24 protein-coding genes are annotated in these 26,069 nt (G+C 41.2%); 23 read left to right on the forward strand and 1 reads right to left on the reverse strand.

Annotated elements, in window-relative coordinates:
• Nucleotides 1–114 precede the first annotated feature (114 nt).
• The 7 genes from mutM to smpB all read left to right on the forward strand — a co-directional run bounded on the left by mutM (nt 115) and on the right by smpB (nt 6,262).
• Nucleotides 115–942, forward strand: coding sequence for a DNA-formamidopyrimidine glycosylase (gene mutM, locus ACPC57_RS07770; RefSeq protein WP_434066652.1), 828 nt, complete (start codon nt 115–117; stop codon nt 940–942).
• Entirely contained in the window at nt 935–1,537 is a 603-nt protein-coding gene (gene coaE / locus ACPC57_RS07775) for a dephospho-CoA kinase (protein ID WP_434066653.1), read from the forward strand. The genes mutM and coaE overlap by 8 nt, the downstream gene beginning before the upstream one ends.
• Nucleotides 1,524–2,729, forward strand: coding sequence for a multidrug efflux MFS transporter (locus tag ACPC57_RS07780; protein ID WP_318150453.1), 1,206 nt, complete (start codon nt 1,524–1,526; stop codon nt 2,727–2,729). The genes coaE and ACPC57_RS07780 overlap by 14 nt, the downstream gene beginning before the upstream one ends.
• The gene (rpmG, locus tag ACPC57_RS07785; protein WP_012775228.1) at nt 2,729–2,878 is read left to right on the forward strand and encodes a 50S ribosomal protein L33; all 150 of its coding nucleotides are present in this window, start codon (nt 2,729–2,731) and stop codon (nt 2,876–2,878) included. Before ACPC57_RS07780 ends, rpmG begins: the two co-directional genes overlap by 1 nt.
• A gap of 46 nt (nt 2,879–2,924) precedes the next feature.
• The gene (gene secG / locus ACPC57_RS07790; protein ID WP_217374053.1) at nt 2,925–3,158 is read left to right on the forward strand and encodes a preprotein translocase subunit SecG; all 234 of its coding nucleotides are present in this window, start codon (nt 2,925–2,927) and stop codon (nt 3,156–3,158) included.
• Nucleotides 3,159–3,421: 263 nt separating this feature from the next.
• A complete protein-coding gene (gene rnr, locus ACPC57_RS07795; protein WP_434066654.1) occupies nt 3,422–5,776 on the forward strand; it encodes a ribonuclease R in 2,355 nt (784 codons plus the stop codon).
• 18 nt (nt 5,777–5,794) lie between these two features.
• Nucleotides 5,795–6,262: an SsrA-binding protein SmpB gene (gene smpB / locus ACPC57_RS07800; protein ID WP_274505213.1), complete on the forward strand. Its 468-nt coding sequence runs from the start codon at nt 5,795–5,797 to the stop codon at nt 6,260–6,262.
• 86 nt (nt 6,263–6,348) lie between these two features.
• Here the strand turns inward: smpB and ACPC57_RS07805 are convergent, their stop codons facing one another.
• A complete protein-coding gene (locus ACPC57_RS07805; protein ID WP_312248416.1) occupies nt 6,349–7,392 on the reverse strand; it encodes a zinc-binding dehydrogenase in 1,044 nt (347 codons plus the stop codon).
• A 252-nt stretch (nt 7,393–7,644) separates the two neighbouring features.
• On the opposite strand from ACPC57_RS07805, the gene tehB reads away from it, so the two are divergent.
• The 16 genes from tehB (at nt 7,645) to ACPC57_RS07885 (ending at nt 25,922) form a co-directional block, all read left to right on the forward strand.
• Nucleotides 7,645–8,502 carry an SAM-dependent methyltransferase TehB gene (tehB, locus tag ACPC57_RS07810; protein ID WP_434066655.1) on the forward strand — a complete coding sequence of 286 codons (858 nt, stop codon included), beginning with the start codon at nt 7,645–7,647 and terminating at the stop codon, nt 8,500–8,502.
• A 94-nt stretch (nt 8,503–8,596) separates the two neighbouring features.
• Complete coding sequence (locus ACPC57_RS07815) at nt 8,597–11,059, forward strand: heavy metal translocating P-type ATPase (RefSeq protein WP_434066656.1); 2,463 nt, start codon at nt 8,597–8,599, stop codon at nt 11,057–11,059.
• Nucleotides 11,060–11,280: 221 nt separating this feature from the next.
• The gene (gene tpx, locus ACPC57_RS07820; protein ID WP_434066657.1) at nt 11,281–11,775 is read left to right on the forward strand and encodes a thiol peroxidase; all 495 of its coding nucleotides are present in this window, start codon (nt 11,281–11,283) and stop codon (nt 11,773–11,775) included.
• Between the two features lie 453 nt (nt 11,776–12,228).
• Nucleotides 12,229–12,930 carry an ABC transporter ATP-binding protein gene (locus ACPC57_RS07825; protein ID WP_216806547.1) on the forward strand — a complete coding sequence of 234 codons (702 nt, stop codon included), beginning with the start codon at nt 12,229–12,231 and terminating at the stop codon, nt 12,928–12,930.
• An 8-nt stretch (nt 12,931–12,938) separates the two neighbouring features.
• On the forward strand, nt 12,939–16,304 hold the full coding sequence (locus tag ACPC57_RS07830; RefSeq protein ID WP_434066658.1) for an FtsX-like permease family protein: 3,366 nt from the start codon (nt 12,939–12,941) through the stop codon (nt 16,302–16,304).
• Nucleotides 16,305–16,568: 264 nt separating this feature from the next.
• Nucleotides 16,569–18,035 carry an LCP family protein gene (locus ACPC57_RS07835; RefSeq protein ID WP_434066659.1) on the forward strand — a complete coding sequence of 489 codons (1,467 nt, stop codon included), beginning with the start codon at nt 16,569–16,571 and terminating at the stop codon, nt 18,033–18,035.
• Between the two features lie 32 nt (nt 18,036–18,067).
• On the forward strand, nt 18,068–18,766 hold the full coding sequence (locus tag ACPC57_RS07840; RefSeq protein WP_434066660.1) for a YveK family protein: 699 nt from the start codon (nt 18,068–18,070) through the stop codon (nt 18,764–18,766).
• Nucleotides 18,767–18,775: 9 nt separating this feature from the next.
• On the forward strand, nt 18,776–19,471 hold the full coding sequence (locus tag ACPC57_RS07845; RefSeq protein WP_434066661.1) for a tyrosine-protein kinase: 696 nt from the start codon (nt 18,776–18,778) through the stop codon (nt 19,469–19,471).
• Nucleotides 19,472–19,510: 39 nt separating this feature from the next.
• Nucleotides 19,511–20,233 (forward strand): CpsB/CapC family capsule biosynthesis tyrosine phosphatase, encoded by a 723-nt coding sequence (locus tag ACPC57_RS07850; RefSeq protein ID WP_434066662.1) that lies wholly within the window; start codon nt 19,511–19,513, stop codon nt 20,231–20,233.
• Nucleotides 20,234–20,338: 105 nt separating this feature from the next.
• Nucleotides 20,339–21,715, forward strand: coding sequence for a sugar transferase (locus tag ACPC57_RS07855; RefSeq protein WP_434066663.1), 1,377 nt, complete (start codon nt 20,339–20,341; stop codon nt 21,713–21,715).
• A gap of 8 nt (nt 21,716–21,723) precedes the next feature.
• A complete protein-coding gene (pssD, locus tag ACPC57_RS07860; protein WP_434066664.1) occupies nt 21,724–22,173 on the forward strand; it encodes a PssD/Cps14F family polysaccharide biosynthesis glycosyltransferase in 450 nt (149 codons plus the stop codon).
• The gene (locus ACPC57_RS07865) at nt 22,173–22,658 is read left to right on the forward strand and encodes a glycosyltransferase (RefSeq protein WP_434066665.1); all 486 of its coding nucleotides are present in this window, start codon (nt 22,173–22,175) and stop codon (nt 22,656–22,658) included. Before pssD ends, ACPC57_RS07865 begins: the two co-directional genes overlap by 1 nt.
• A gap of 8 nt (nt 22,659–22,666) precedes the next feature.
• Nucleotides 22,667–23,395, forward strand: coding sequence for a polysaccharide pyruvyl transferase family protein (locus ACPC57_RS07870; protein WP_434066666.1), 729 nt, complete (start codon nt 22,667–22,669; stop codon nt 23,393–23,395).
• Nucleotides 23,380–23,802 (forward strand): polysaccharide pyruvyl transferase family protein, encoded by a 423-nt coding sequence (locus ACPC57_RS07875; RefSeq protein ID WP_434066667.1) that lies wholly within the window; start codon nt 23,380–23,382, stop codon nt 23,800–23,802. The genes ACPC57_RS07870 and ACPC57_RS07875 overlap by 16 nt, the downstream gene beginning before the upstream one ends.
• Nucleotides 23,799–24,797 (forward strand): glycosyltransferase family 2 protein, encoded by a 999-nt coding sequence (locus ACPC57_RS07880; protein WP_434066668.1) that lies wholly within the window; start codon nt 23,799–23,801, stop codon nt 24,795–24,797. The genes ACPC57_RS07875 and ACPC57_RS07880 overlap by 4 nt, the downstream gene beginning before the upstream one ends.
• A 24-nt stretch (nt 24,798–24,821) precedes the next feature.
• Nucleotides 24,822–25,922 carry a glycosyltransferase gene (locus ACPC57_RS07885; protein ID WP_434066669.1) on the forward strand — a complete coding sequence of 367 codons (1,101 nt, stop codon included), beginning with the start codon at nt 24,822–24,824 and terminating at the stop codon, nt 25,920–25,922.
• The last annotated feature ends 147 nt before the right edge of the window (nt 25,923–26,069 follow it).

Here is a 26,069-nt window from a genome sequence, read left to right on the forward strand (position 1 = left end):
GCGTACTTGAACCCGAGCTAAAAGCTCGGAAAATAGATAGAGCTCCTTGTGTGCAAGTCACACAGCGTCGCTCTCCTAATTTTCAGTCGCTTTTTACGCTCTTGGTATCGTATATTGCCCGAGTTACCTGAGGTGGAGACGGTTCGTCGTGGTTTGAATCGGTTGGTTAAGGGGAAGGTCATCACCAAGGTGAAGGTGACCTATGCTCCGATGGTTAAGACTGGTGTAGACGTATTCTGTCAGGATTTAATTGGTCAAGAAATAGAGCATGTGGATCGTCGTGGAAAGTATCTGTTAATCTATCTGACGGACTTTGTCTTGATTTCTCATTTGCGTATGGAAGGAAAATACAACTATTTTTCAGAAAATATTCCGAAAAATAAGCATTTTCATGCCTTTTTTACATTTTCAGATGGGTCGACGCTGGTTTATCAAGATGTCCGCAAGTTTGGGACCATGGAATTGCTTGGGAGAGCGGATGTTGAGGCCTATTTTCTCAATCGAAATCTTGGTCCTGAACCGACAGAGGAAGATTTTGACTTGGAGGTATTCAAGACCAAACTGGCACGTTCCAAAAAACCTATTAAAGCCCATCTCTTGGATCAGTCTTTAGTGGCTGGTTTGGGCAATATCTATGTAGACGAGGTTTTGTTTAGAGCTAAGATTCATCCAGCTCAAGCTAGTTGTCGACTTACGGAGAAACAGGCAGAAGACCTGCGTCAAGCTGTAATTGCAGTGTTGCAATTAGGGATTGAAAAAGGTGGTTCTACGATTCGGACATACAAGAATGCCTTGGGGATGGATGGAACCATGCAAGAATATTTACAAGTTTATGGAAAGACAGGACAGGCTTGTCCTCGCTGCCAGACAGAGATTGTGAAAATCCAGTTAGGCGGTCGTGGGACACATTTCTGTCCCACGTGTCAGGTGAACAATGACTAAGGTAATTGGATTAACAGGTGGAATTGCGTCAGGAAAATCAACCATAACGGATTTCCTACGCCGACAGGGGTATCCGGTCATTGATGCGGATCAAGTGGTGCATGAATTGCAAGCAAAGGGTGGTAAACTCTATCAGGTTCTTGTCGCAGAGTTTGGTAACTCAATTCTAACGGCAGAAGGGGATTTGGATCGGAAAAAATTAGGTCAAGCAGTTTTTGAGAATGCTGGCTTAAGAGCACATTTGTCGCTTTTGCAGGACAAGATTATTAGGGAGGAATTGCTCGCCAGAAGGGATGCTCTCAAGCAGACCGAGCCAGTAGTTTTCATGGATATCCCTTTGCTGTACGAGGCGGATTATAGCGGGGAAGTGGATGAAGTCTGGCTTGTTTATGTCGATAAGGCGCAGCAGTTGGAACGGCTAATCAAGCGCAATGGTTTTTCTGTTCAAGATGCTGAAAATCGACTGAATGCGCAGCTTTCTTTAGAAGAAAAACGAGCGAAGGCTCAGGTATTAATTGATAATAGTGGTGCGGTCGAGGAGACGTTTGCAAGGGTCGCACTACTTTTGGAGGATTTGCAGGATGGACGACAGTAGTAGTTATTGGAAACAGAATTTGAAGGTGGCTTGGTTGGGGAATTTCCTGACGGGAACGAGTTTTACCTTGGTCATGCCGTTTATATCAGTGTTCGTGGAAGAATTGGGTGTAGGGCCTGGTTTGGTGGAATATTATGCGGGACTTGCTGTGTCAACGAATGCTCTTGCAGCGGCATTGATGGCACCGATTTGGGGGAGTTTGGCTGACCGCTATGGGCGCAAGCCTATGATGGTTCGGGCGGCTTTTGCTATGATCTTTACCATGGGTGGGATGGCTTTTGTTCCCAATGTTTTCTGGCTAATCGTTTTGCGTGTTTTAAATGGTGTTTTCACTGGGTATATTCCCAATGCAACGGCTCTGATTGCTAGTCAAGTTCCAAAAGATAAGACAGGTTATGCTCTAGGAACGTTATCAACTGGTGCTGTAGCCGGAAATTTGATTGGTCCGACTCTAGGTGGTGTCTTAGCTGAAATGTTTGGAGTCCATACTGTATTCTTGTTGGTTGGTCTTCTTTATGCTATAGTAGTAATATTGACTGTGTTCTATATCCGAGAGGATTTTGTACCAATTAAGAAGAGCGATGTCTTACCTGTCAAAGAAGTTTTTGCTCAGGTAAAAGACCGAAAAATATTAGCGGGACTCTTCGTGACCTCTATGGTTATCATTGCTGCGGCACAAGCAGTCGTTCCTATTTTGACCCTTTACGTTCGTCATTTGGGACAAACCGATAATTTACTCTTTGTGGCTGGTTTTATCATTTCTCTTCCTGGAATGGCATCTTTGGCGACATCGGGTTACCTTGGTAAGTTGGGTGACCGAATCGGCAATCATCGTCTCTTGTTAATGGCTCTTACCTATAGTCTATTGATTAATGTTTTCTGTGTTTTTGCGGAAAATCCATTTCAATTAGGTTTGCTACGATTTTTGTATGGTTTTGGAACTGGGGCGCTCTTGCCATCTGTCAATTCATTACTGACCAAGTTGACCCCAAAAGAAGGTATATCAAGAATTTTTGCTTATAATCAACTTTTTAATAATTTGGGATCTGTAGTTGGCCCGATGATGGGTTCAGCAGTTGCTGCCCATATGGGCTATGATTGGGTATTTTACCTATCGAGTGGACTGGTCCTCTTTAATCTAATCTGGTCCTTAATCAATTTTAGAAATTACTTGAAAGTAAGGGATATTTAGTGAGAGTTAAAATCAATTTACAATGTTCAGAGTGTGGTAGTAAAAACTATCTGACCAGTAAAAATGCCAAGACCCATCCTGATAAGATTGAGGTCCTAAAATACTGCCCAAAAGAGAGAAAAGTTACACTCCATCTTGAAACCAAATAAATTTTATGCTATAATGAATGGAGTTATTGTAGAAAGAGAAAAAAATATGTATCAAGCATTATTAACCATTCTTTTGATTTTATCTGTTATTCTTATAGCCGTGATTCTTATCCAACCGGCAAAAAACCAATCAAGTAACGTTTTTGATGCTTCAAGTGGAGCCCTCTTTGAGCGTGCAAAGGCGCGTGGTTTTGAAGCCGCTATGCAGCGTATTACAGCCCTCCTTATCTTTTTGTGGTTGTTAGATGCTGTCGCCCTAGTAATTATTTCTAGTAAGTAGATAGACAGACTGGGACTTGTTCTTGGTCTATTTTTTTGGGAGTGGGCCAGAACTCGACAAATGTAAAGGAGTTCCCCTCACTTAAGCATTGATTGGTTCGGGCTTCTATGGTCACTTTCTTATTTTTAGGTGACCAGCTGAAACAGTTCACTGAACTGTTTCACTCCACCGGATTGTTGGAGCAATCAACCACTGCGTCTTAATGATGACGCAAACTAAGAGAAATAGTGTTAGGTTTTTATCCAGCACTTTGGTAAGTATAAATGAAAAACGAAATTATTAACTATATTAAAGAAGTTGGGCCTGTTACCATGGAGCAATTAGCGGATCAGTTTGAAGCTGGTTCTGCTAAGAGCTTTTCCGATTTGGTCAAGCTAGTTTCTTCTATGGAAGGTCAGCGGAAACTGGTTTTCGACCGAGATGGAAGAATTGCTCTTCCAGCGCCCAAGGTTACTAGAAATAGAGTAACCTTGCAGGGCATTTTCCATGCCCACAAGTCTGGTTTTGGATTTGTGACCATTGATGAGGAGGAAGATGATCTTTTTGTCAGTCGTGACAATGTTAACTTTGCTATCGAGGGTGACAGAGTTGAGATTGCAATTAAAAAGGTTGCAGATCGTCTCAAGGGAACTGCCGCAGAAGCGGAAGTCATTGATATTTTAGAACATAGCCTGAAAACTGCGGTGGGATTGATTGTTTTTGATGAAGACAGGCCCGAGTATTCAGGCTACATCAAGTCTAAAAACCAGAAAATCGCTCAGAAGATTTACATCAAGAAGTCACCTTTGGTATTGACCGGAACGGAAATCCTCAAAGTCGACATTGAAGCCTATCCAAATAAGAAACGGGACTATTTTGTTGCGACCATTCGGGATGTGGTGGGGCATAAGGATGATGTAGGGATCGATGTTTTGGAAGTTTTGGAGTCCATGGATATCGTGTCGGAATTCCCTGATGAAGTCTTGGCGGAGGCTGATCGAGTGCCAGAAAGTCCGTCTGAAAAGGATTTTGAAGGCCGTTTGGATCTGCGGGATGAAATCATCTTCACCATTGACGGTGCGGATGCCAAGGACTTGGACGATGCTATCCATATCAAGCAACTCAAGAACGGCAATCTGGAACTGGGTGTCCATATCGCTGATGTCAGCTATTATGTGACGGAAGGCTCAGCCTTGGATCAAGAGGCCATCAAGCGTGGGACTTCTGTCTATGTGACCGACCGTGTGGTGCCAATGTTGCCAGAACGTTTGTCAAATGGTATTTGTTCCCTTAATCCAAATGTGGATCGCCTGACCCAGTCGGCTATTATGGAAATTGACCGTAAGGGCAAGGTGGTTAAGCACTGGATTGGCCAGACAGTTATTAAAACCACCTTCCGCATGACCTATTCTGATGTCAATGACATGATTGCGGGAAATCAGGAAAAGCTTGCTACATACAAGGCAATCGTGCCAAGTGTTGAGCTCATGGTCAAACTCCATGAGACGCTGGAAGCCATGCGCTACAAGCGTGGGGCTCTCAACTTTGATACATCTGAAGCCAAAATCATCGTCAACAAGGATGGTCTGCCAGTAGATATTCAACTGCGTAAACGGGGTATTGCTGAGCGGATGATTGAGTCCTTCATGTTGGCGGCCAATGAGTGCGTTGCTGAGCATTTTGCCAAGCTTGACCTTCCTTTCATCTATCGGATCCACGAGGAGCCTAAGTCAGACAAGTTACAGAAGTTCATCGACTATGCGACAAGCTTTGGCTTGAAGGTTTACGGTACGGCTAGCTCTATCAGCCAGGATGCCCTTCAAGATCTTATGGAGCGGGTCAAGGATGAACCCTATGCGGATGTCCTCAACATGATGTTGCTGCGTTCCATGCAGCAGGCGCGCTACTCAGAGCACAACCACGGCCACTACGGACTGGGTGCGGAGTTTTACACCCACTTCACCAGTCCTATCCGCCGCTATCCCGACCTGCTGGTTCACCGTATGGTGCGGGAATATGGTCACAATCCTGCGGAAAAAGCAGAGCATTTTGAGCAGGTTATTCCTGAGCTGGCCAAGTCTTCGTCCAGTTTAGAACGCCGTGCCATCGATGCAGAGCGGGAAGTCGAAGCCATGAAGAAGGCAGAGTTCATGCAAGAATTTGTCGGGCAAGAGTTTGATGGTATCGTGTCTAGCGTGGTCAAGTTTGGTCTCTTTGTTGAGTTGCCAAATACAGTTGAAGGACTGATCCATGTTACCAACCTCAACGAGTACTACCAGTTCCACGAGCGGACTCTAACCTTGCAGGGTGAGAAATCTGGTCGTGTCTTCCGTGTCGGTCAGCCAATCCGAATTAAGCTAACGCGGGCGGATAAGATGACAGGGGAAATCGATTTTGCCCACGTGCCGTCTGAGCTGGATCTTGTCGAGAAGAATCTAAAGGCGAAACGGAAAACAATGAGTCATTCAAACCGCGATCGTGATGATCGGTCAGGGCGAGGACGGGGCAAAAACCGTAAAAAGGAAGCTGTTGGTCGCGACAGCGAACGTCACAAGTCTGGAAAAGTCAGCAAATCAAAGTCTGGAGCAACTGACAAGAAAAAGAAACCATTTTATAAAGAAGTGGCGAAAAAAGGTTAAGAAGAAAAGGAGATAGGTATGGCTAAGGGTGAGGGCAATGTGATTGCGCAGAATAAAAAAGCCCGTCACGACTATACCATTGTGGATACAGTGGAGGCGGGGATTGTCCTTACGGGGACAGAGATTAAGTCCATTCGTGCGGGGCGGATCAACCTTAAAGATGGTTTTGCCCAAATAAGGAATAGTGAGGCTTGGTTGGTTAATGTTCATATCGCTCCCTATGATGAGGGCAATATCTGGAACCAAGAGCCAACACGAACTCGCAAGCTTCTCCTGCGAAAGAAGCAGATTGCAGATTTGGAGAATGAAGTCAAGGGAACTGGGATGACCCTTGTTCCTCTCAAGGTCTATATCAAGGACGGCTTTGCCAAGGTCTTGATTGGGCTTGCTAAAGGGAAGCATGACTACGACAAGCGGGAGTCCATCAAACGCCGTGAGCAAGACCGTGATATTAAACGGACCATGAAGGCGATTAATAATCGATAAGAACTGGGAGAAATCCTGGTTTTTTTTGTTGTCGGAATACAAATACCCCAGACAGTTTCGAGACTATCTGGGGCTTATTATTTTTCTTACTCCACTGTTACCATTGCTTTAATGGTTTTGCGGTTTGCCATATCTTTGTAGGCTTGGTCGATATTGTCTAGGCTGTAAGTCTGAGTAAAGACACGGCCTGGGTTAATGTCGCCTTTGAGAACAGCATCGAGCAGGATTTCTTTGTCATAGGTTGTGACGGAAGCAGAACCACCGCCGATGATGATATTTTGAGCAAAGGTTGAGCCGAGCGCGTGGTTATTGTAATGAGGAACGCCAACGAAACCAACACGGCCACCGTTATGTAGGACACCGAGGGCTTGTTCGATGGAGGCTTCTGTACCGACACATTCAAGAGCAGCATCAGCGCCACCGCCAAGAAATTCACGAACTTTAGCAATACCTTCTTCACCACGTTCTGCTACAATGGCAGTAGCACCTGATTCAAGAGCCATTTGCTGGCGGTCAGCATGGCGGCTCATCATGATAATCTGAGAAGCCCCGCGCATTTTTGCAGCAATAACAGCACATTGACCAACTGCACCATCACCGATGACAACAACCTTGTCACCAGGTTTGACATCTGCAACACGCGCAGCATGGTAGCCAGTTGGCATCACGTCAGCCAAACTAAGAAGAGATTTGATCATACCTTCAGAATAATCACTCGGTTGGCCTGGGATTTTTACAAGAGCCCAGTTGCCATAGTGGAAACGGATATATTGTGATTGGTAATTGTTGCCCCAGTTCGTATAGCCAGGGTGGTTGTCACAAGTTCCGTCAAAGCCAGCACGACAGGCATCGCAATGCCCACACCCATGTGTAAATGGAACAATAACAAAATCACCAGGTACAAAGGTAGTGATATCTTCGCCAACCTCTTCTACAATACCAATGGCTTCATGCCCAGTATTGGTATCACCATGATCGTGATGAATATGTTCCCCATAGTTCCAGAGGTCTGAACCACAGACACAGGCGCGAACAACCTTGATAATGACATCATCTTTCGCTTGAATGCTTGGTTTCTCGACATCTGTAACTGTCATTTTACCAGCTTTTTCATAAATAGCAGTCTTCATATTGAATACCTTGTTCTACTTGTCTTAATAGTAGAACTCCTTCCTTGTCAATTAATAGCCGACCCAATGGGTTTTCTATTGAACCATTCTAGTATACACCTTGGAGTTAACTCCAAGTCAAGGGGAAAATTGCATTTATTATCACTTGACTTTATGATACACTATCATTAACATAATAATTGGTTTGTATAATCAATTGTCCAGTCATTGAATCTTACTTAAAAAACCATCCACTAGAGAAAAGGAGATAGGATGAAACAGTTAGTTCCCTATAAACGAATGCCAATTTGGAATCAGGAAACTGTTCCTCAATATTTTTTAACCAAGCATAATACCAAGATGGGTACCTGGGCGAAGATCAAGGTCTTAAAAGGTCAACTCAAGTTTGAAGCTCTATCGGATGAGGGTCAGATTTTGGATACATGGATCTACAGTCCAACCGATGACATTCCCTTTGTGGAACCGCAGGCCTGGCATCGTGTGACCCTATTGACAGAGGAAACGGAGTTTTTCTTGGAATTTTTCTGTCAGCCAGAAGACTATTTTGCTAAAAAGTATGACTATACGCGAACCCATTCGGAGGTCTTAGATGCTTTGAAGATAATTGAGCCTTGTAAGGTCTTAGATTTAGGCTGTGGGCATGGTCGAAATAGTCTCTACTTGGCTCAGCAGGGGTTTGAGGTAACAGCTGTAGATAAAGATGTACCGAGTATTCGGACACTCTTGCAGGTCAAGGAAGTGGAAGATCTGGAGCTTCAAGCTGGAATATATGACATCAATTCAGCCAGTCTAGAGCAGGACTATGACTGGATTATCTCAACAGTCGTCTTTATGTTCTTAGAGCGAAATCGGGTATCGGACATTATCCACAATATACAGGAGAGAACACGCACTGGAGGTTATAACTTAATTGTGGCGGCCATGGATACAGAAGATGCGCCATGTCCTATGAATTTCTCCTTTACTTTTGGAGCAGGTGAGTTGAAAGAATACTACCGTGACTGGGAACTGGTCAAGTACAATGAAGATTTTGGTCAACTCCATAAGCGGGATGAAAATGGCAATTTCCTTAAGATGCGGTTTGCGACCATGTTAGCACGAAAGAAATAGGGATGATCTCTATTTTTTTAATCAAAATCGTTTACAAATGTAATCAAAAAGTGTATAATATGATTACAAACGTAGTCAAAAGGAGAGCAGTATTATGAAAAAATCCATCTATAATGTCAATGGGATGACTTGCGCAACCTGTGCATTAACTGTTGAAAAGGCTATTGGAAAAGTAGCAGGAGTTTCCAAGGCTACAGTCAATCTTGCGACTGAAAAAGTAACTGTTGAATATGATGAGCAGGAAGTTGGAATGAAAGACTTGCAGATGGCTGTAGAAAAAGCTGGATATGCATTGGAAAATCCTTACCAGAGCCAAACGCTTGCTATTGAAGGAATGACTTGCGCAACCTGTGCCCTTACAGTGGAAAAAGCCTTGAATAAGCTAGATGGAATACAAAACGCCAGTGTGAATCTAGCAACGGAAAAAGCAACCATTCAGTATGATCCAGCCCATCTGAGCTTATCAGAAATTGAGACAGCTGTTGAAAAAGCAGGTTATAAAGCGGTGCTGCCAAAAACACAAGAGTCAGAAGCTCAACCGAGCGGAAAAGAACAACATAAAAATGATTTGTGGCGCAGATTTATCTGGTCTAGTGTCTTTACGCTTCCATTGCTGTACATCGCTATGGGTCCAATGTTACCAGGTGGTGGATTACCCTTGCCAGCTATCTTACACCAGCCACTAGTTTTTGCCCTAGTTCAGCTCATTCTTGTATTACCAGTCGTATATGTTGGTCGTGCATTTTATCAAAGAGGCTTTAGAACACTCCTAGCAGGACATCCCAATATGGATAGTTTGATAGCCGTCGGGACAAGTGCAGCCCTGGTTCAAGGGATCATTATGACGATTTTGATTGCTACCAATCAAGTGGATACCCAACATGGACATCCTGAGCTCTATTTTGAAACGGCAGCTGTTATTTTAACCCTTATCACTCTTGGAAAATACATGGAGGCATTATCAAAAGGGCGTACTTCAGAAGCCATCAGTAAACTGATGAACCTCGCCCCTAAAACTGCACGCGTTCTCCGTGAAGGTCAAGAAGTGACCCTGCCCTTAGACCAAGTCAAAGTAGGAGATGTCCTTCAAGTCCGCCCTGGTGAACAGATTCCAGTTGATGGGAAAATACTAGAAGGCCAATCGACTGTTGATGAATCCATGCTGACAGGGGAAAGTTTGCCTGTTAAAAAAACCATCGGAGATACAGTCGTTGGTGCGACTCTCAATCAACATGGTGCTTTCCAAATGGAAGCGACAAAAGTTGGAGCAGATACCACATTGTCCCAAATTATTCGCTTGGTGGAAGAAGCACAGGGTTCAAAAGCTCCGATTGCGCAGTTGGCTGACCGCGTCTCAGCAGTCTTTGTTCCAATTGTTATGGGATTAGCCGTCCTTTCTGGCATTGCTTGGTACTTCTTGGGACAAGAGTCCTGGATGTTCTCCCTTTCGATTACAATTTCTGTCCTTGTTATAGCCTGTCCATGTGCACTGGGACTTGCGACACCAACTGCTATCATGGTTGGAACAGGTAAGGGGGCTGAGAACGGCGTTCTCTTTAAGTCCGGACAAGCGATTGAAGTCCTTGAAAAAATTGATACCATCGTCTTTGATAAGACTGGAACCATTACTGAAGGGAAACCTGTCGTAACAGACATTGAGGTTTTCGGAAATTTCACAAATGAACAAGCCCTTCAGCTAGCAGCAAGCAGTGAGCAATACTCCGAGCATCCATTGGCTCAAGCCCTCTTACGTTCAGCAGAAGAGGAATCAATTCCCTTGCTTGCCAGCAAAGATTTCCAAGCACTTTCAGGCCGAGGCTTATCTGTGACAATAGCAGAGCAACACATTTTACTTGGAAATGCCAAATTAATGACAGAATCTGCTATTGAGATTGACCAGGCAGTAGCTATCGCGGAAAAATTCGCCTCCGAAGCCAAAACGCCTGTTTATTTGGCGGCAGATGGGGAACTAGTTGCCGTGATTGCCATTGCGGACCAAGTAAAACCCTCTAGTCAGGCCGCTATCCAGGCTTTGCACCAAATGGGATTGGAAGTTGTTATGCTGACAGGGGACAATTCCAAAACAGCTCAAGCCATTGCAGATCAAGTTGGTATCGATAAAGTCATCAGTCAGGTCTTGCCAGAAGACAAGGCAGAACAGGTCAAACGCATCCAAGAATCAGGAAAACAAGTCGCCATGGTTGGTGATGGCATTAACGACGCCCCTGCCCTGGCACAAGCAGAGGTTGGTATTGCTATCGGAACAGGAACAGATGTAGCGATTGAGTCTGCTGACCTCGTATTGATGCATGGAGATCTATTAGATGTACCAAGAGCAGTTCGACTCAGTCAATTAACGATTCGAAATATTAAGGAAAACCTATTCTGGGCGTTTGCCTATAACGTCATAGGAATTCCTGTTGCAATGGGTGTCCTTCACCTATTTGGTGGCCCCTTGCTCAATCCTATGTTGGCAGGAGCAGCCATGGCTCTCAGCTCAGTGTCAGTCATCTTGAATGCTCTGCGATTGAAAAACACCCGAATTGATAGCCTCTAATGGATTGACGGTAATGATGTTATACATATGAAAATACCCCGCAGATGATTTTTTCGTCTGTGGGGTGTTTGATTTAGGATGTGTTTTATAAGGGGTTTGTTGGGATTTAAATTCCGTTACGAATCCTCAGTTCTTTCTATGCTTATAATATTCCCAAACAAATTAGTGGCTAAAAATTCCTTAAACGCCTACAATGATAACAAAAGGAATGGAGAAAGCATATGACAACATTTATTGGACAAACTGTAACTTTGATTGGCCCCCGTTTGACAGTAGGGGACAAAGCACCTGATTTTGTGTTGATGGATAATGATTTACAGGTAAAACTTCTTTCAGACTTCGGTCAGAAAATAAAGGTGATTAGTGTCGTTCCATCGTTGGATACAGGTGTCTGTGATACACAAACTCGCCGGTTCAACCAAGAATTGGCACTCAATGAAGATACAGCTGTGATCACTGTTTCAGTGGATCTACCATTTGCTCAAAAACGCTGGTGTGGGGCATCAGGCCTAGAAAATGCTGTGACCTTATCGGATTATTATGACCATGCATTTGGAAAAGCCTATGGGGTGTTGATGGAAGAATGGCATTTGCTTGCAAGAGCTGTATTTGTCCTAGATAGTGACAATACCATTCTGTATGTTGAGTACGTGGACAATGTCAATACACACCCTGATTATGAATCCGTCATCGAAGTGGTGAAGGAATTGGGGTAAACGCTCAAACCAAGAAAAACGCTTGTTTTGTGACCGTACCAACTAAAGGAATAACTGTTTGACATGACAAAATAATCTCAATGTGCTACACTAAATGTGCTTGCTCAAGGCACTCAGGCTCATTTCCTTGTAGCTTTTGTTTTGCCAGATACGGAAAGGCCACTACTTAAACAGTTCTGCACTGAAATGGATTAAGTAGTGGCTTCATTTTTTGATAAAAAGATAGCTACTTGTCATAATGATGACAATTTTATGAAATAGCGAAGCGACCAAGCGAGCGTGGCGTGCCTATGACCAATTTCACTACGACCAAGTAAAACCCAAACTACTCCTTCACGGAAATACGAGACTGGGTTGGTTGTTCTATCTTGTAATCGTTACTAAAGTCACAACCCTTGGAAATCGAAGGGTTGTCTTTTTTATGCTATAATCATAGGTAGAAAGAGGTGTCGTATGACCTATATCCAAGTGAAAAATGAAGGCAAATTTTACCCTATGGGTGAAGCGCTGATTATGGCAAATAAAGATGTGACCTTTGATATAGAAAAGGGAGAATTAGTAATTATTTTAGGTTCGTCAGGAGCTGGAAAATCTACCTTGCTCAATATCTTAGGTGGAATGGATCAAGCAGATGAAGGGGAAGTGCTCATTGATGGTGTAGACATTGCCAAATTATCAAGCCATGAATTGACCAATTATCGGAGAGATGATGTGGGCTTTGTTTTCCAATTTTATAATCTAGTAGCCAATTTAACTGCCAAGGAAAATGTAGAATTGGCTGCGGAGATTGTGAAAGATGCTCTTGATGCTGAAGAAGTCTTGGAAAGGGTTGGCTTAGGAGATCGGAAGAACAATTTCCCTGCTCAATTGTCAGGAGGGGAGCAGCAACGTGTGGCCATTGCGCGTGCCGTGGCAAAGAAGCCCAAATTACTGCTCTGTGATGAGCCAACAGGAGCCCTGGATTATCAGACAGGAAAACAGGTCTTGCAAATCCTACAAGATATGTCTCGAAAAGAAGGCGCGACAGTCATCATTGTGACGCACAATGCGGCACTCGCTCCAATTGCAGATCGAGTGATTCGTATGCGGGATGCACGAATTCATTCGATTGAAATAAACCCGAGACCACAGGACATTAGCAGTCTAGAGTATTAGGAGATACTATGAAAAAGACCATCTATTGGAAGGACATTCGACAATCCATGTTGTCCTCCAAAGGGCGATTTTTATCTATTTTTAGCTTGATGATGTTGGGCTCGCTGGCACTGACAGGATTGAAGGTAACTGCACCAAACATGGAGCGGACTGCTCAGGCCTACATAGAAGCCAATCGAACCATGGATTTAGCTGTCATGTCCGAACTTGGCATCACCCAAGACGATGTGAAAGAGCTTCAAACGATTGACAATGCAACAGTTGAGCCAGGGTATTTCAAGGATGTAGTCCTGGAAGAAGACCATCAGGCTGTTCGAGTGTTTTCAAAACCAGAAGAGTTATCCCAGTACACCTTAGTGGAGGGAAATTTTCCAACCGCTGAAAATCAGATAGCCTTATCTCCCTCACTTCAAGCAAGCTATCAGATTGGAGATACTTTTAGCATCAAAGAACCTGATAAAAATGGTACTGTGCTAAAAGAAACAGCGTTCACAGTTGTAGGTTTTGTAGCTTCTTCTGAGATTTGGGATAATGTCACCATGGGAATGGCTAGTAGTGGTACAGGACAGCTGACAGGCTACGGGGTCGTATTACCATCTGTCTTCCAATCAAATGTCTATATGATTGCACGGATTTCCTATGATGATTTGGCAAAGCTTTCCTATGCCAGTCAAGCCTATACGGAAAAGCTGGAGGACCATAAAAAGCAACTGGAATCGCTTGTCGCTGATAATGATGAACAGCGTCTTGCGAGCATTCAAGCAGATGGACAAGAGGGAATTTCAAAGGGAGAGCAAGAAATTACCAAAGCCCAACAGGAATTAGCAGATGCCGAGAAGGATATCCAAGAAGGCAATGCCCAGCTGGCAACAGGTCGGGAAAAATTTGCGCGTGGAAGGGCTAAAATCATACAGTCTGAATCCGAGCTGAGATTAGCATATGCAACTTTACTTGACACAAAATCTCGCTTGGAGGCCAGCAAACAGCAATTGGATGAATCCAAGAAAAAATTAGATCAAACCAAATCCTTCTTGGATGCGAGCGCAGCTGAACTCTCACAATCCGCTCAGCAATTGGAAACAGCCCAACAAGAATTAAACAAGCAAAATGCCAAATTAAATGATCTAGGTGCCACCATTTCCTCGGGTAGAAATGCATGGTTTCAAGATCAAAACGACCTCAATACCCAAGTAGAAAGCCAAGTGCAGGAAGGTGAGAGTTTATCCGACTATCCTGAATTGCTGGCGCGCCAAGAAGCCCTAGATGCTGAAAAGGCACGTTTGGATCAATTGGAAACCGAATTTGAGCAAGCTCATGCAGGCTATCAAGCTGGCTTTGACTTGTTACAATCGAAAAAAGCCGAATATCAAGCAGGACAAAAGCAATATGAAGCGTGGAATGTAGAATACCAATCAGGCCTTGCACAGTATAATGCTGGGTTGACGGAATACGAAAATGGCTACGCTGCCTATCAAAAAGGTGTTGCTGATTATGAATGGGGTGTCCAACAATTGCAATCCTCCAGCCTGACCCTCAACCAAGAGGAACTCAGACTCAATCAGGCGGACGAAGCACTAAGCAAGGCAAGTCAAGAATTCTCCATTCAAAAAGCACAAGCTGAAAAAGAAATTACTGCAGCTCAGAGCGAAATTGAAGACGCTAAGACAGAGTTGAGTAAGATTGAAAAATCCAGTTATCAAGTCTACACACGCTCGAGCTTGCCGGGCAGTGATGGCTATGTAACCTATCAAAATGCCACCAAATCCATCGCAGCAGTTGGAAATGTCTTCCCTGTCGTCTTATATCTGGTTGCTGCCTTAGTGACCTTTACCACAATGGCACGTTTTGTAGATGAAGAACGCACCCAGTCTGGATTGTTTAAAGCCTTAGGCTACACCAATAAACAAATCATGGCTAAGTTTGTCTTGTACGGACTAAGCGCTGGGCTTGCAGGGGCAATCGTTGGCATCATCTTGGGAAACACAGTCCTATCTCCACTCATCTCTTCTATTATAACTGAGACAACGGTTATCGGCGCATCCACCCTATATTTCTACCCACTGTGGACCAGTCTAGCCATCGGCTTGACGCTCTTATCCGCGGTACTGCCTGCCTATCTGGTCGCGCAACGCGAACTCTTTGAAAAGCCAGCCAGTCTCCTCTTACCCAAACCACCAGTATCTGGCTCAAAAATCCTTCTGGAGCGCTGGCGCTTTGCCTGGTCTCGCCTCAGTTTCACCCATAAGGTGACAGCTCGCAACATCTTCCGCTACAAACTGCGGATGCTGATGACCATCTTTGGCGTGGCGGGGACAGTTGCACTCCTATTTGGCGGCTTGGGCATCCGTTCCTCTATCTCTGGTGTCGTCGACCGACAGTTTGGCGACCTGATCCATTATGATATGTTGGTGGTGGAAAATAGCAAAGCTTCTGAGGAAGAACTAGATGGACTGTCTGAATTTCTACAGTCTGACCAAGTTCGTCAATCCTTACCTGTGGCATTTGAACAAATAACAGAAAAAATCACCTCAAATGACCAAGAAAAAACAGCATCCATCAGCCTCTATATCACGGATAGACCAGATATGGGACATTTGATAGAGCTTGAAACCAGTAAAGGAAGAGAACTCACTCTAACAGGACGAGGCGTGATTCTGACTGAAAAACTCGCACAATTATATGATGTTGACCTTGGTGATAAGCTTAAGTTGACCCTCAATGACAAAGAAGTTGAAGTTCGAGTAGATGGTATTGCTGACATGTATGCTGGACACTTTATTTTTATGAGGGATGAATACTATCAGGAGGTGACGGGTAGCAGAAAATTAGCAAACGCCTACCTAGTCCAACTCAAAAAAGATAGTGCCCAACATGTACAAGAAGTATCCAGCCAATTATTGGATATGACTGCTGTCAAAAGTCTAGTACAGAATACCTCTCTCATGGCCATGCTAACGACAATGGCAGCCTCTCTTCAGAGCGTCATGACCATTTTGGTGGTACTGTCCATCTTACTCGGACTGGTGATTCTCTACAATTTGACCATTATCAATATGTCAGAACGTATCCGAGAATTATCCACCATTCGCGTACTTGGATTTCATAATAAAGAAGTAACCCTCTACATTTATCGTGAAACCATAGTTTTGTCTACTATCGGGATTGTGGCTGGACTAATTGGTGGCTTCTATCTCCACCGCCTCTTGCTCTATATGATAGGCTCTGATAGCATCCGCTTCAATCCAGAAGTAGGAGCAGAGGTCTATCTCATACCTATCTTAGCAATTGTGGGCATTCTAGCCTTCCTTGGTTGGTATGTCAACCACCAGCTGAGTAAGGTTGACATGCTAGAAGCACTGAAATCTATTGATTAATGATAAACAGACAAGTACCTTTCCATTCGCATCAAATGGTGGGTGCTTGTTTTTTTAATATGTCGATTTCCTGTCATTTTTAACAGAAATGCGCAAACGTTTTAAGAGGCTAGTTGTTCCCGTTCGGGAAAATAAAAATGTAGACGTATTCATGACCAAAAACTTTTTTTTACTTGAATAAAAGCTGAAAATAGTGTATAACTATTACAACAGTTTTTTATGAATATTTTGGATATATTGGGCTTGGATACAATTTGGAGTACTATGGAATCGAGAAGAACTAAGAGAAATAAGAGTAATAAGAAAAAATCAGTTTTGACCCTATTAAATTGGGGCCTTTTTGTAGTGTACAGCGTTTCCGCTGTTTTTTTAGCCTACAGTATTTATCGGTACCAGATTTTTAACTTTCGTAACCTCAATCACTTTTTAGTAGGGGCAATGGCTGTCCTAGGAGTGGTTGGGGTTTTCCTGCTTCTTAGGAAAAAGGCAAAAAAATGGACAACCGTCCTCCTCGTTATTGGTATCGCCCTTTCTGGATTTGGTATCTGGGGAGTACAAAGCTTGGTACAATTGGGCTCTACAGTCAATAAAAACGCTAGTTACTCTAGCTATGACATGGAAATCATTGTACCAGCAGACAGCACGATTAGCGATGTGAGCCAAGTAACGAGCTTGCTTGCTCCCGTTGACAATGACGGAGACAATATTACCAAGCTTTTAGATAGCTTACAGTCAGAAAAAAACGTTACATTGACACCGACTCCAACAGCCTCTTATATGGATGCTTATCAAGCAATGTTGGCTGGCCAAGGAGATGCAATGGTCTTGAACAGTGTCTTCTTAGAAATGCTTCGTGCAGAAGATCCAGAGGTTGATTCGAAAATCAAGGTCTTGTACTCTATGACCAATGAAATTAAAAATGAATCTTCAATTACAAATCAAGAAACGGGTAATGCTATCAATATTTACATCAGCGGTATTGATACTTTTGGATCAATCTCATCCGTATCTCGGTCTGACGTCAATATCATTATGACCATCAATCGGGATACCAAAAAGATATTGCTGACAACAACACCTCGGGATGCCTATGTCACCATTCCAGGAGCTGGTCAAAACCAAAAAGATAAGCTTACGCACGCAGGGATCTATGGTGTCGATACTTCCGTCCAAACCTTGGAGCAACTCTATGGTATTGACATTCATTACTATGCCCGACTCAACTTTACTTCCTTCATCAAGCTTATCGATGTTGTGGGTGGGGTTGATGTAGAAAATACACAAGAATTTACAAGTTTGCATGGAAATTATTATTTCCCAGTAGGACAGGTACATTTAGACTCCGATCAGGCTTTGGGCTTTGTTCGAGAACGGTACTCACTTGCCAATGGGGATAATGACCGGGGTAAGAACCAAGAAAAGGTGATCGCAGCTTTGATTAACAAGCTGACCCAGCCTGAAAACCTGCTTCATTATCAGGAAATTATGCATTCACTTTCTGACTCTATCCAGACTGATATGCAGTTAGAAACCATGATGGAGTTGGTCAACCAACAGTTGGAAACTGGTGGAAACTTTACTGTAACTTCACAAGCTGTAAGTGGAACAGGAAGTACTGGAGTTCTTCCATCCTATGCCATGCCTGGATATGCCTTATACATGATGGAGCTCAATCCAGATAGCCTGGAACAAGCAAAAGCAGCAATCAATGCGACCCTAGCAGGTCAATAAAACGATAGAAATGGAATAATTTTGGAGCAATGATGAATAACCAAGAAGCAAATACAATTGAAATTGATGTCTTATCACTATTGAGAACGATTTGGAGAAAGAAATTCCTGATTCTCTTAACAGCTATATTGACAACTGGCTTAGCATTTGCCTACAGCGCATTTCTTGCGACTCCTCAGTATGATTCAACCACACGTCTCTATGTAGTCACTCAAAGTAGTGATAACGGAGCTGGTATCACTAACCAAGACCTACAAGCAGGTAGTTTCTTGGTAAAAGACTATAAGGAAATCATCCTATCTCAAGATGTTTTGAAAAATGTGACCACTACTTTAGGAATTACTGACGATATTGACGATATTAAAGAAAAAATTACTGTTAACATCCCAGTCGATACCCGTATCTTATCCATCACCGTCCGTGATAGTGATCCGAATCAAGCAGCAACCATCGCTAATACGCTTCGTGATGAAGCAGCTAAAAAGATTATTGAGGTGACCAAGGTAAGTGATGTGACTACTTTGGAAGCAGCCCTGCCAGCAGAAAAACCATCGACACCGCAAACGAAACGTAACCTTGTCTTAGGCTTTATTGTAGGTGCCTTCCTTGCAACTGCCTTGGTGCTAGTCCTCGAAGTGCTGGATGATCGTGTGAAACGACCACAAGATATCGAAGAAGGCTTAGGGATGACCTTACTAGGTGTGGTTCCACAGGCAGAGAAATTGAAATAGGAGAGAAACATGGCAACTTTACAATTAGCAAGTAATAAACGTGGATTAGTTAGAAAGACTGAGGAATACTTTAACGCCATCCGAACCAATATCCAGTTGAGTGGTTCAGAATTAAAGGTCATCGGGATAACTTCAGTCGAGGCAAATGAAGGAAAGAGTACGACTGCAGCCAGCCTAGCGATTGCCTATGCACGCTCAGGTTATAAAACCATTTTGTTGGACGCTGATATTCGTAATTCAGTCATGTCTGGTTTCTTCAAGCCCACGACAAAAATTACGGGTCTGACAGACTATCTGGCGGGAACAACTGACCTGTCACAGGGCTTATGTGATACAGATGTTCCGAACTTAACAGTCATCGAATCTGGTAAGGTTTCACCGAACCCTACAGCCTTGTTGCAAAGCAAAAATTTCGATAATCTAATCACAACGCTCCGTCGCTATTTTGATTATGTTATTGTCGACTGCCCACCTTTGGGATTGGTCATTGATGCAGCCATCATTGCACAGAAGTGTGATGGTATGGCCGTTGTCGCAGAGGCTGGTCGTGTCAAACGGTCAGGGGTTAAGAAAGTCGCAGAACAACTAAAGCAAACTGGTACGCCATTCTTAGGTGTTATCTTGAATAAATATGATGTGGCTACGGAAAAGTATGGAGCCTATGGTAATTACGGTAACTATGGGAACTACGGTAAAAAAGCCTAGTAGTCATCATAATCAATTTCAAAATGTAGGAGCAACGAAATGATAGACATTCATTCCCATGTCATATTTGATGTGGATGATGGTCCCAAGACGCTCGAAGAAAGCCTAGGATTAATCGAAGAAGCTCGTCGTCAGGGTGTTCGCATGATTGTTGCGACCTCTCATCGACGAAAAGGGATGTTTGAAACGCCCGAGAAAATCATCATGACCAATTATCTAGAACTAAAAAAAATGGTGGCCGAACGTTTTCCAGAATTGACCCTTTGTTATGGTGGTGAACTCTACTACACAAAGGATATTATAGGCAAATTGGATGCCAAGAAACTACCAACCCTGAATGGTACGAAACAAGTATTGGTAGAATTTAGTATGAATACCCCTTGGAAGGAGATCCAAGAAGCAGTCAATGAAATCATATTGTTAGGATTAACTCCTGTAATAGCCCATATCGAGCGTTACGACGCCTTGGCATTCAAGGGAGAAAGGGTGGCTGAACTCATCGATAAGGGGTGCTTTACTCAGGTGAATAGCAATCATGTCTTAAAACCAAGCCTGATTGGAGATGTTGCCAAACCCTTTAAAAAACGCGTGCAATACTTTTTAGATAATGATCTGGTCACCTGTGTGGCAAGCGATATGCACAATCTCTCCAAACGAAAGCCTTATATGCAGGAGGCTTTCACACACATTGAAAAAGAATATGGAAGAGACCGTGCACGGGCCTTGTTTAAGAAAAATCCCTTGATGCTACTCAAAAATTAGGATATAAATTTGAAATAAACGCGAAATGTTGCCTTTCAATAATTTAGTGGAGATGAAAAAGTAGTCAATGGTATAGAAAGATATCCATTGACTGTAGGAGATGAAATGGTAAATATTAATGAATACCGCCAGTTTAGACTGGCGCTTTTAGAATTGATTGGGGTAGTAGTGGCTGTTGCTATTACCACCCAATTGCCCACCTCAAAGATGAATCAGATAGGGATTCTATTGATTATGGCCCTGCATTTTGTAGCTTTTTATTTCTCTCGAATGTCATCAGAATTTGAGAGTAGGGGCTACTTAATAGAGTTTGAACGGGTCGCTAGGTACGTTTTGATTTCCGACATACTCCTCATTTCATTTTCTTTTTTGTTGGGAGATAGTTTTATCATTACGAGACGTTGGTTGGCATTATTTACCATTCTTACCTTTATCATCGTTTACATTATCAACTGCACTGTGCGTAGATACAAATATCTCTTCCTTATGACTGCCGAGCAACAGAAGAATACATTGGTCATTACCACTGCTGAAAGATTGCGATTAATGGAGGGTCTCTTTGAGTCAGATCAACTTCCTATCAAATATTTGGCAGGTATAGTAGTCATCGGAGACGGTGATGTGGCGTTTCCAGAGGGAGTTCCAGTAGTCCCTTTTGATGATGCAATAGAGTTTGCGACTCACGAAGTTGTCGACCATGTGTTTATCAACTTACCGAGTGAACATTACGATCTCAAACATCTTGTTTCCGATTTTGAAGTCATGGGTATTGATGTGAGTGTAGATATTAACTTATTTGATTTCAGGGCTTTAAAAAATAAAAAAATCAAACAAGTTGGAGACCATAGCATTGTGACTTTTAACTCCAATTACTACAAACATAGCCATATCTTTCTGAAGCGCACGTTGGATATCTTTGGGGCTGTGATTGGTCTTCTAATTTGTGGTCTTGTCGGGATTGTCTTAGCCCCTATCATTCGGAAAGATGGAGGACCGGCCATTTTTGTTCAGAAACGAGTAGGGAAAAACGGACGTATCTTTAAATTTTATAAATTCCGTTCTATGTATATAGATGCAGAAGAACGGAAAAATGAACTCATGTCTCAAAACCAGATGCAGGGTGGTATGTTTAAAATGGATAATGACCCACGGATTACGCCAATTGGTCAGTTTATCCGAAAAACAAGTCTAGATGAATTGCCACAGTTTTATAATGTTCTAGTTGGTGATATGAGCTTGGTAGGCACTCGTCCACCTACAGTGGATGAATTTGAACAATATACACCAAGTCAAAAACGTCGCCTCAGCTTCAAGCCAGGAATTACAGGTTCATGGCAGGTAAGTGGTCGTAGCAATATTACCAACTTTGATGAGGTGGTAAAACTCGATGTTGAATATATCGATAACTGGACCATCTGGTCGGATATCAAGATATTGTTGAAGACAATCGTCGTAGTTTTTAAAAAAGAGGGAAGTAAGTAGAGTATATTATGAAAGTTTGTTTAGTAGGTTCTTCTGGCGGACATTTGGCACATTTGAATATGCTAAAACCCTTTTGGAGTGAACATGACCGTTTCTGGGTTACATTTGATAAAGAAGATGCAAGAAGTGTTTTAAGTGATGAAAAATTTTATCCATGTTATTTTCCGACTAACAGAAATATTAAAAATTTGATAAAGAACACTTTCTTAGCACTTGAAATTCTAAGAAAAGAAAAACCTGACGTTATTATTTCATCAGGAGCAGCGGTAGCAGTTCCATTTTTTTATCTGGGTAAACTGTTTGGGGCGAAAACGGTTTATATAGAAGTATTTGATAGAATAGATAAACCGACTGTGACTGGAAAGTTGGTGTATCCAGTGACAGATAAATTTATCGTTCAGTGGGAGGAATTGAAAAAAGTCTATCCCAAAGCTATTAATCTGGGGAGTATTTTTTAATGATTTTTGTTACAGTTGGAACCCACGAGCAGCCCTTTAATAGACTTATTGAGGAAGTTGATCGTTTAAAAAAGGAAGGAGCCATAACAGATAAGGTATTCATACAGACAGGATTTTCAACATATGAGCCTCAATACTGTGACTGGAAGAGTATTATCTCTTATTCTGAGATGGAAGACCATATGGCGAATGCAGATATCATTATTACACATGGTGGTCCAGCGACATTCATGGGAGCAATTGCTAAAGGAAAAAAACCGATTGTTGTTCCTAGATTGGAGAAATTTGGTGAGCATGTAAATGATCATCAGATCGAATTTGCTGAACAGGTTTCTGAACGATTTGGAAGTATTATTATTGTAGAAGAAATTAATGAATTACAGAATTATTTGAGAGTAAACTTTACAGATGTTGCTAAGGTAGCTACAAATAATAATAAATTTAATAATATGTTTAAAATTGAAGTTGGAAATATGTTCAAATAAGGAGAATTGTGAAAAAAGTTGGAATAATGTCAATGCAGCGAATTGCTAATTATGGATCTTTCTTACAAGCCTATGCACTCAGAAAGCTTTTAGAAAAGGAAGGATGTAGTGTTGTATTTGTAGATTATCATGTAGATAAACCTGTAATTGTCAATGATGAGAGAAATCAGTTTGTTCGAAAATTTAACAAGGTAATAGAGGTTATTGAACTGCGGGCATCACTGGGACAAAAAGTGTCCTACCTTAAGCACAAACAAAGTTTTTTTAAAAAATATTTGCCATTGCTTGGTGTTAGTGAGCTAATGAATTACAATCCACCATTGGACTGTCTTATCGTTGGAAGTGACGAAGTATTCAATTGTATTCAAAAGAATCCAAATGTTGGGTATTCATTGGAACTTTTCGGGAAGGATAACAATGCTAAAAGGTTAATTAGTTATGCGGCTTCTTTCGGGAATACAACTTTAGATAAGTTACAAGCCTATGCAAAGGATAGAGAAATATCTACTTATCTGAAGAGGTTTGATGCAATATCCGTTCGTGATAGTAACTCTGGAGAAATTGTAAAAAAATTAACAGGAAAAGAACCTATATATAATCTTGATCCAGTTCTGACATATGATTATATGAATGAATGTGACGAGGTTCCTCAGTTTAGTATAGAAGAAAAATACTTGATCTTGTATGCATATCCTGGAAGAATATCTGATGAAGAAGCAAAGTGGATTTCCATATAGCAAAAGAAAAAGGACTTAAAATATATACAATTGGAGGGATTCAAAAGTATGCTGATCGTTTTATTGATTGTTCACCATTTGAAGTTCTTGCCTACTTTAAAAATGCGTCCGAAGTGATTACAGATACTTTTCACGGGAGTATTTTTTCAATAATCACCCACCGTCCATTTGTAACTTTGGTTCGACAAAGTATTGGAACTAGTTATGGTAATGAAGAAAAATTGATGGATTTGTTGAGACGTCTCCAATTGGAAAGTCAAGCTACTTATGATATTAAAGAATCACGGAAAATTTTAAATACCACTATAGATTATTATAAAACCGATGAATTGATTACTAATTATAGAGACGTTGCAGTGAGCTATTTAAAAAATAATTTAAATACTATTAAAAAGGAGAATAGATGACACCTCAAAGTAATTCCCCACTAATTTCGGTTATTGTTCCAATTTATAACACAGGTCTATATTTATCTAAGTGTATAGAGTCATTAATTAATCAAAGTTATGGCAATATTGAGGTAGTTCTTGTAAATGATGGGAGCCAAGATAATTGTAAAGAAATATGCGAAGAGTATAAAAAAAGAGATAATCGAATAAAGGTAATTCATAAAAAAAATGAGGGTGTGAGTATTGCAAGAAATACAGGAATAATTCAATCAACAGGGGAGTATGTGTGTTTTGTTGATGGCGATGATTATGTTATGACTGATTATGTAGAATATCTATATAATTTAATAAAAAAATTCGATAGTCAAATTTCCTTAACAACGGATATGTTTGGCAATTTTAATAGCCGACAAGTTTCGAAAGAAATTGTAGAGTCTTGGTCAAATGAGGATGCAGTCGAATCAATCTTGTGCTATAAAGTTCCAATTGGATGCTATTGTAAAATGTTCAGAAGAGATTTTCTAGTGAACAATAATCTTTTCTTTAGCAAGGAAATTTTTATTGGGGAAGGGTTTAATTTTAATGTTGACTGCTTTCAAAGAGCTAATCATATTTCAAGAGGAAATCGCAGAATATACTATTATAGAAGAGATAATGAATTGAGTGCAACTACTAAGTTTTCAATTGATAAATGGGAGAACGGTATTTATGCACTAGACTATATGAAAGATAGATTTATTCTTAATTCGAATAGAGTTGAGAAGGCATGGAATTACGCAAAATGGAGGACCTATTCAGATGCATATGATGTTATGATTCTTGCAGGAAATGTAGATTATGACAGTAACTTGTATGTTGAGTGTAAACAAAATATCCGGAAGGGTTTTTTGAGGTCATTGAGTTTACTTGTTTCTATCCGTGATAAGGTTCGGGCGTTTGTAATGATGGTGTATCCTAAAGCTGTTCCAATAATCATGAAAGCAAGAAAAAAATTATATATGAAAAATAGGTGAGATTAGATTTTAAGGATGAGGCTGGTGGACAATAAAATCAAGGTTGCTATGGTTACAAATCATCTTGGAGTAATGGGGATAAGTGCTGTAATTATGAATTACAGTAGGGCATTGAATTCTGAAAAGTTTGAAATTACAATTGTTGCAGGTACTCCAATAGCAAATCAATACATTGAGGAATGTAAAGATTTAGGAATTACAATTATCGAATTGCCTTCGCGTAAACATGAGACTAAAAAACATTATTTTGAGATGTTTAAAGTTTTTAGAAGAGAGAAATTTGATATTGTTCATATTCATGGAAATAGTTCGTTAATGGCTATCGAGTTAACGCTTGCAAGGTTATCAGGTATAAAAACGAGAATTGCACATAGTCATAATAGCACATGTCCTAATTTTTTGATTCATAAATTAATTAATCCATATTTTAATCGTATGTACACCAAATCGTTGTCGTGCGGAATTTTAGCTGGGGAGTGGTTGTTTGGAGAGAATAACTTTGAGGTTTTGCCCAATAGTTTTTGCACTGAAAAATTTAAATTTGATAGTGCGGAAAGAAAAAAAGTCAGAGAAAAATTAGGAATTGATAATAAGTTTGTTATTGGGCATATTGGTCGTTTTAATGAGCAGAAAAATCAAGCTTATCTCCTGCGAGTATTTGAAAAACTCGCTTCAGCATATAGTGATATCTATTTATTGTTAGGTGGTACAGGACCGAATTTTGAAAAAATTAAAGCAATAGTTGAAACTAACGACTATAAAGATAGAATAATATTGTATGGTAATTCTGAAAAACCTAGTAAAATGTATTCTGCTATGGATATATTTATGTTACCGTCACTTTATGAAGGTTTACCAGTTGTCCTAATTGAAGCACAGATATCCGGTTTACCCTGTATAGTTTCTGATAGTGTAACTCGAGAAATGGATTTTGGGGGAATAAGTTGGCAATCTATCAAGTCTGATCCACAAATTTGGGCAGATGCGGTTGTTGACTTAAGAAATATATTAAAGTCAAATAGATCAAATTATTATGAAAATCATAGGAATCAAATTTTTGAATATGATATTGATAATACTGTAAGGCAACTTGAAGATATATATAATGATGAAAATGAAAAATGATAAGAAAGCTCAATTAATAATTTCAATTTTTAAATATGGTAAAAAACATGTGGGGCAGTTAACTCTTTATCATAAGATTAATTATGGGATTTATAAAATTTTAAATGCCATATTTGTAATAGGTTTTTTGGTACTGAATTACATGCT

This window comes from Streptococcus sp. VTCC 12886, assembly GCF_049893425.1.
In the GTDB taxonomy this organism is placed as follows: domain Bacteria; phylum Bacillota; class Bacilli; order Lactobacillales; family Streptococcaceae; genus Streptococcus; species Streptococcus suis_AA.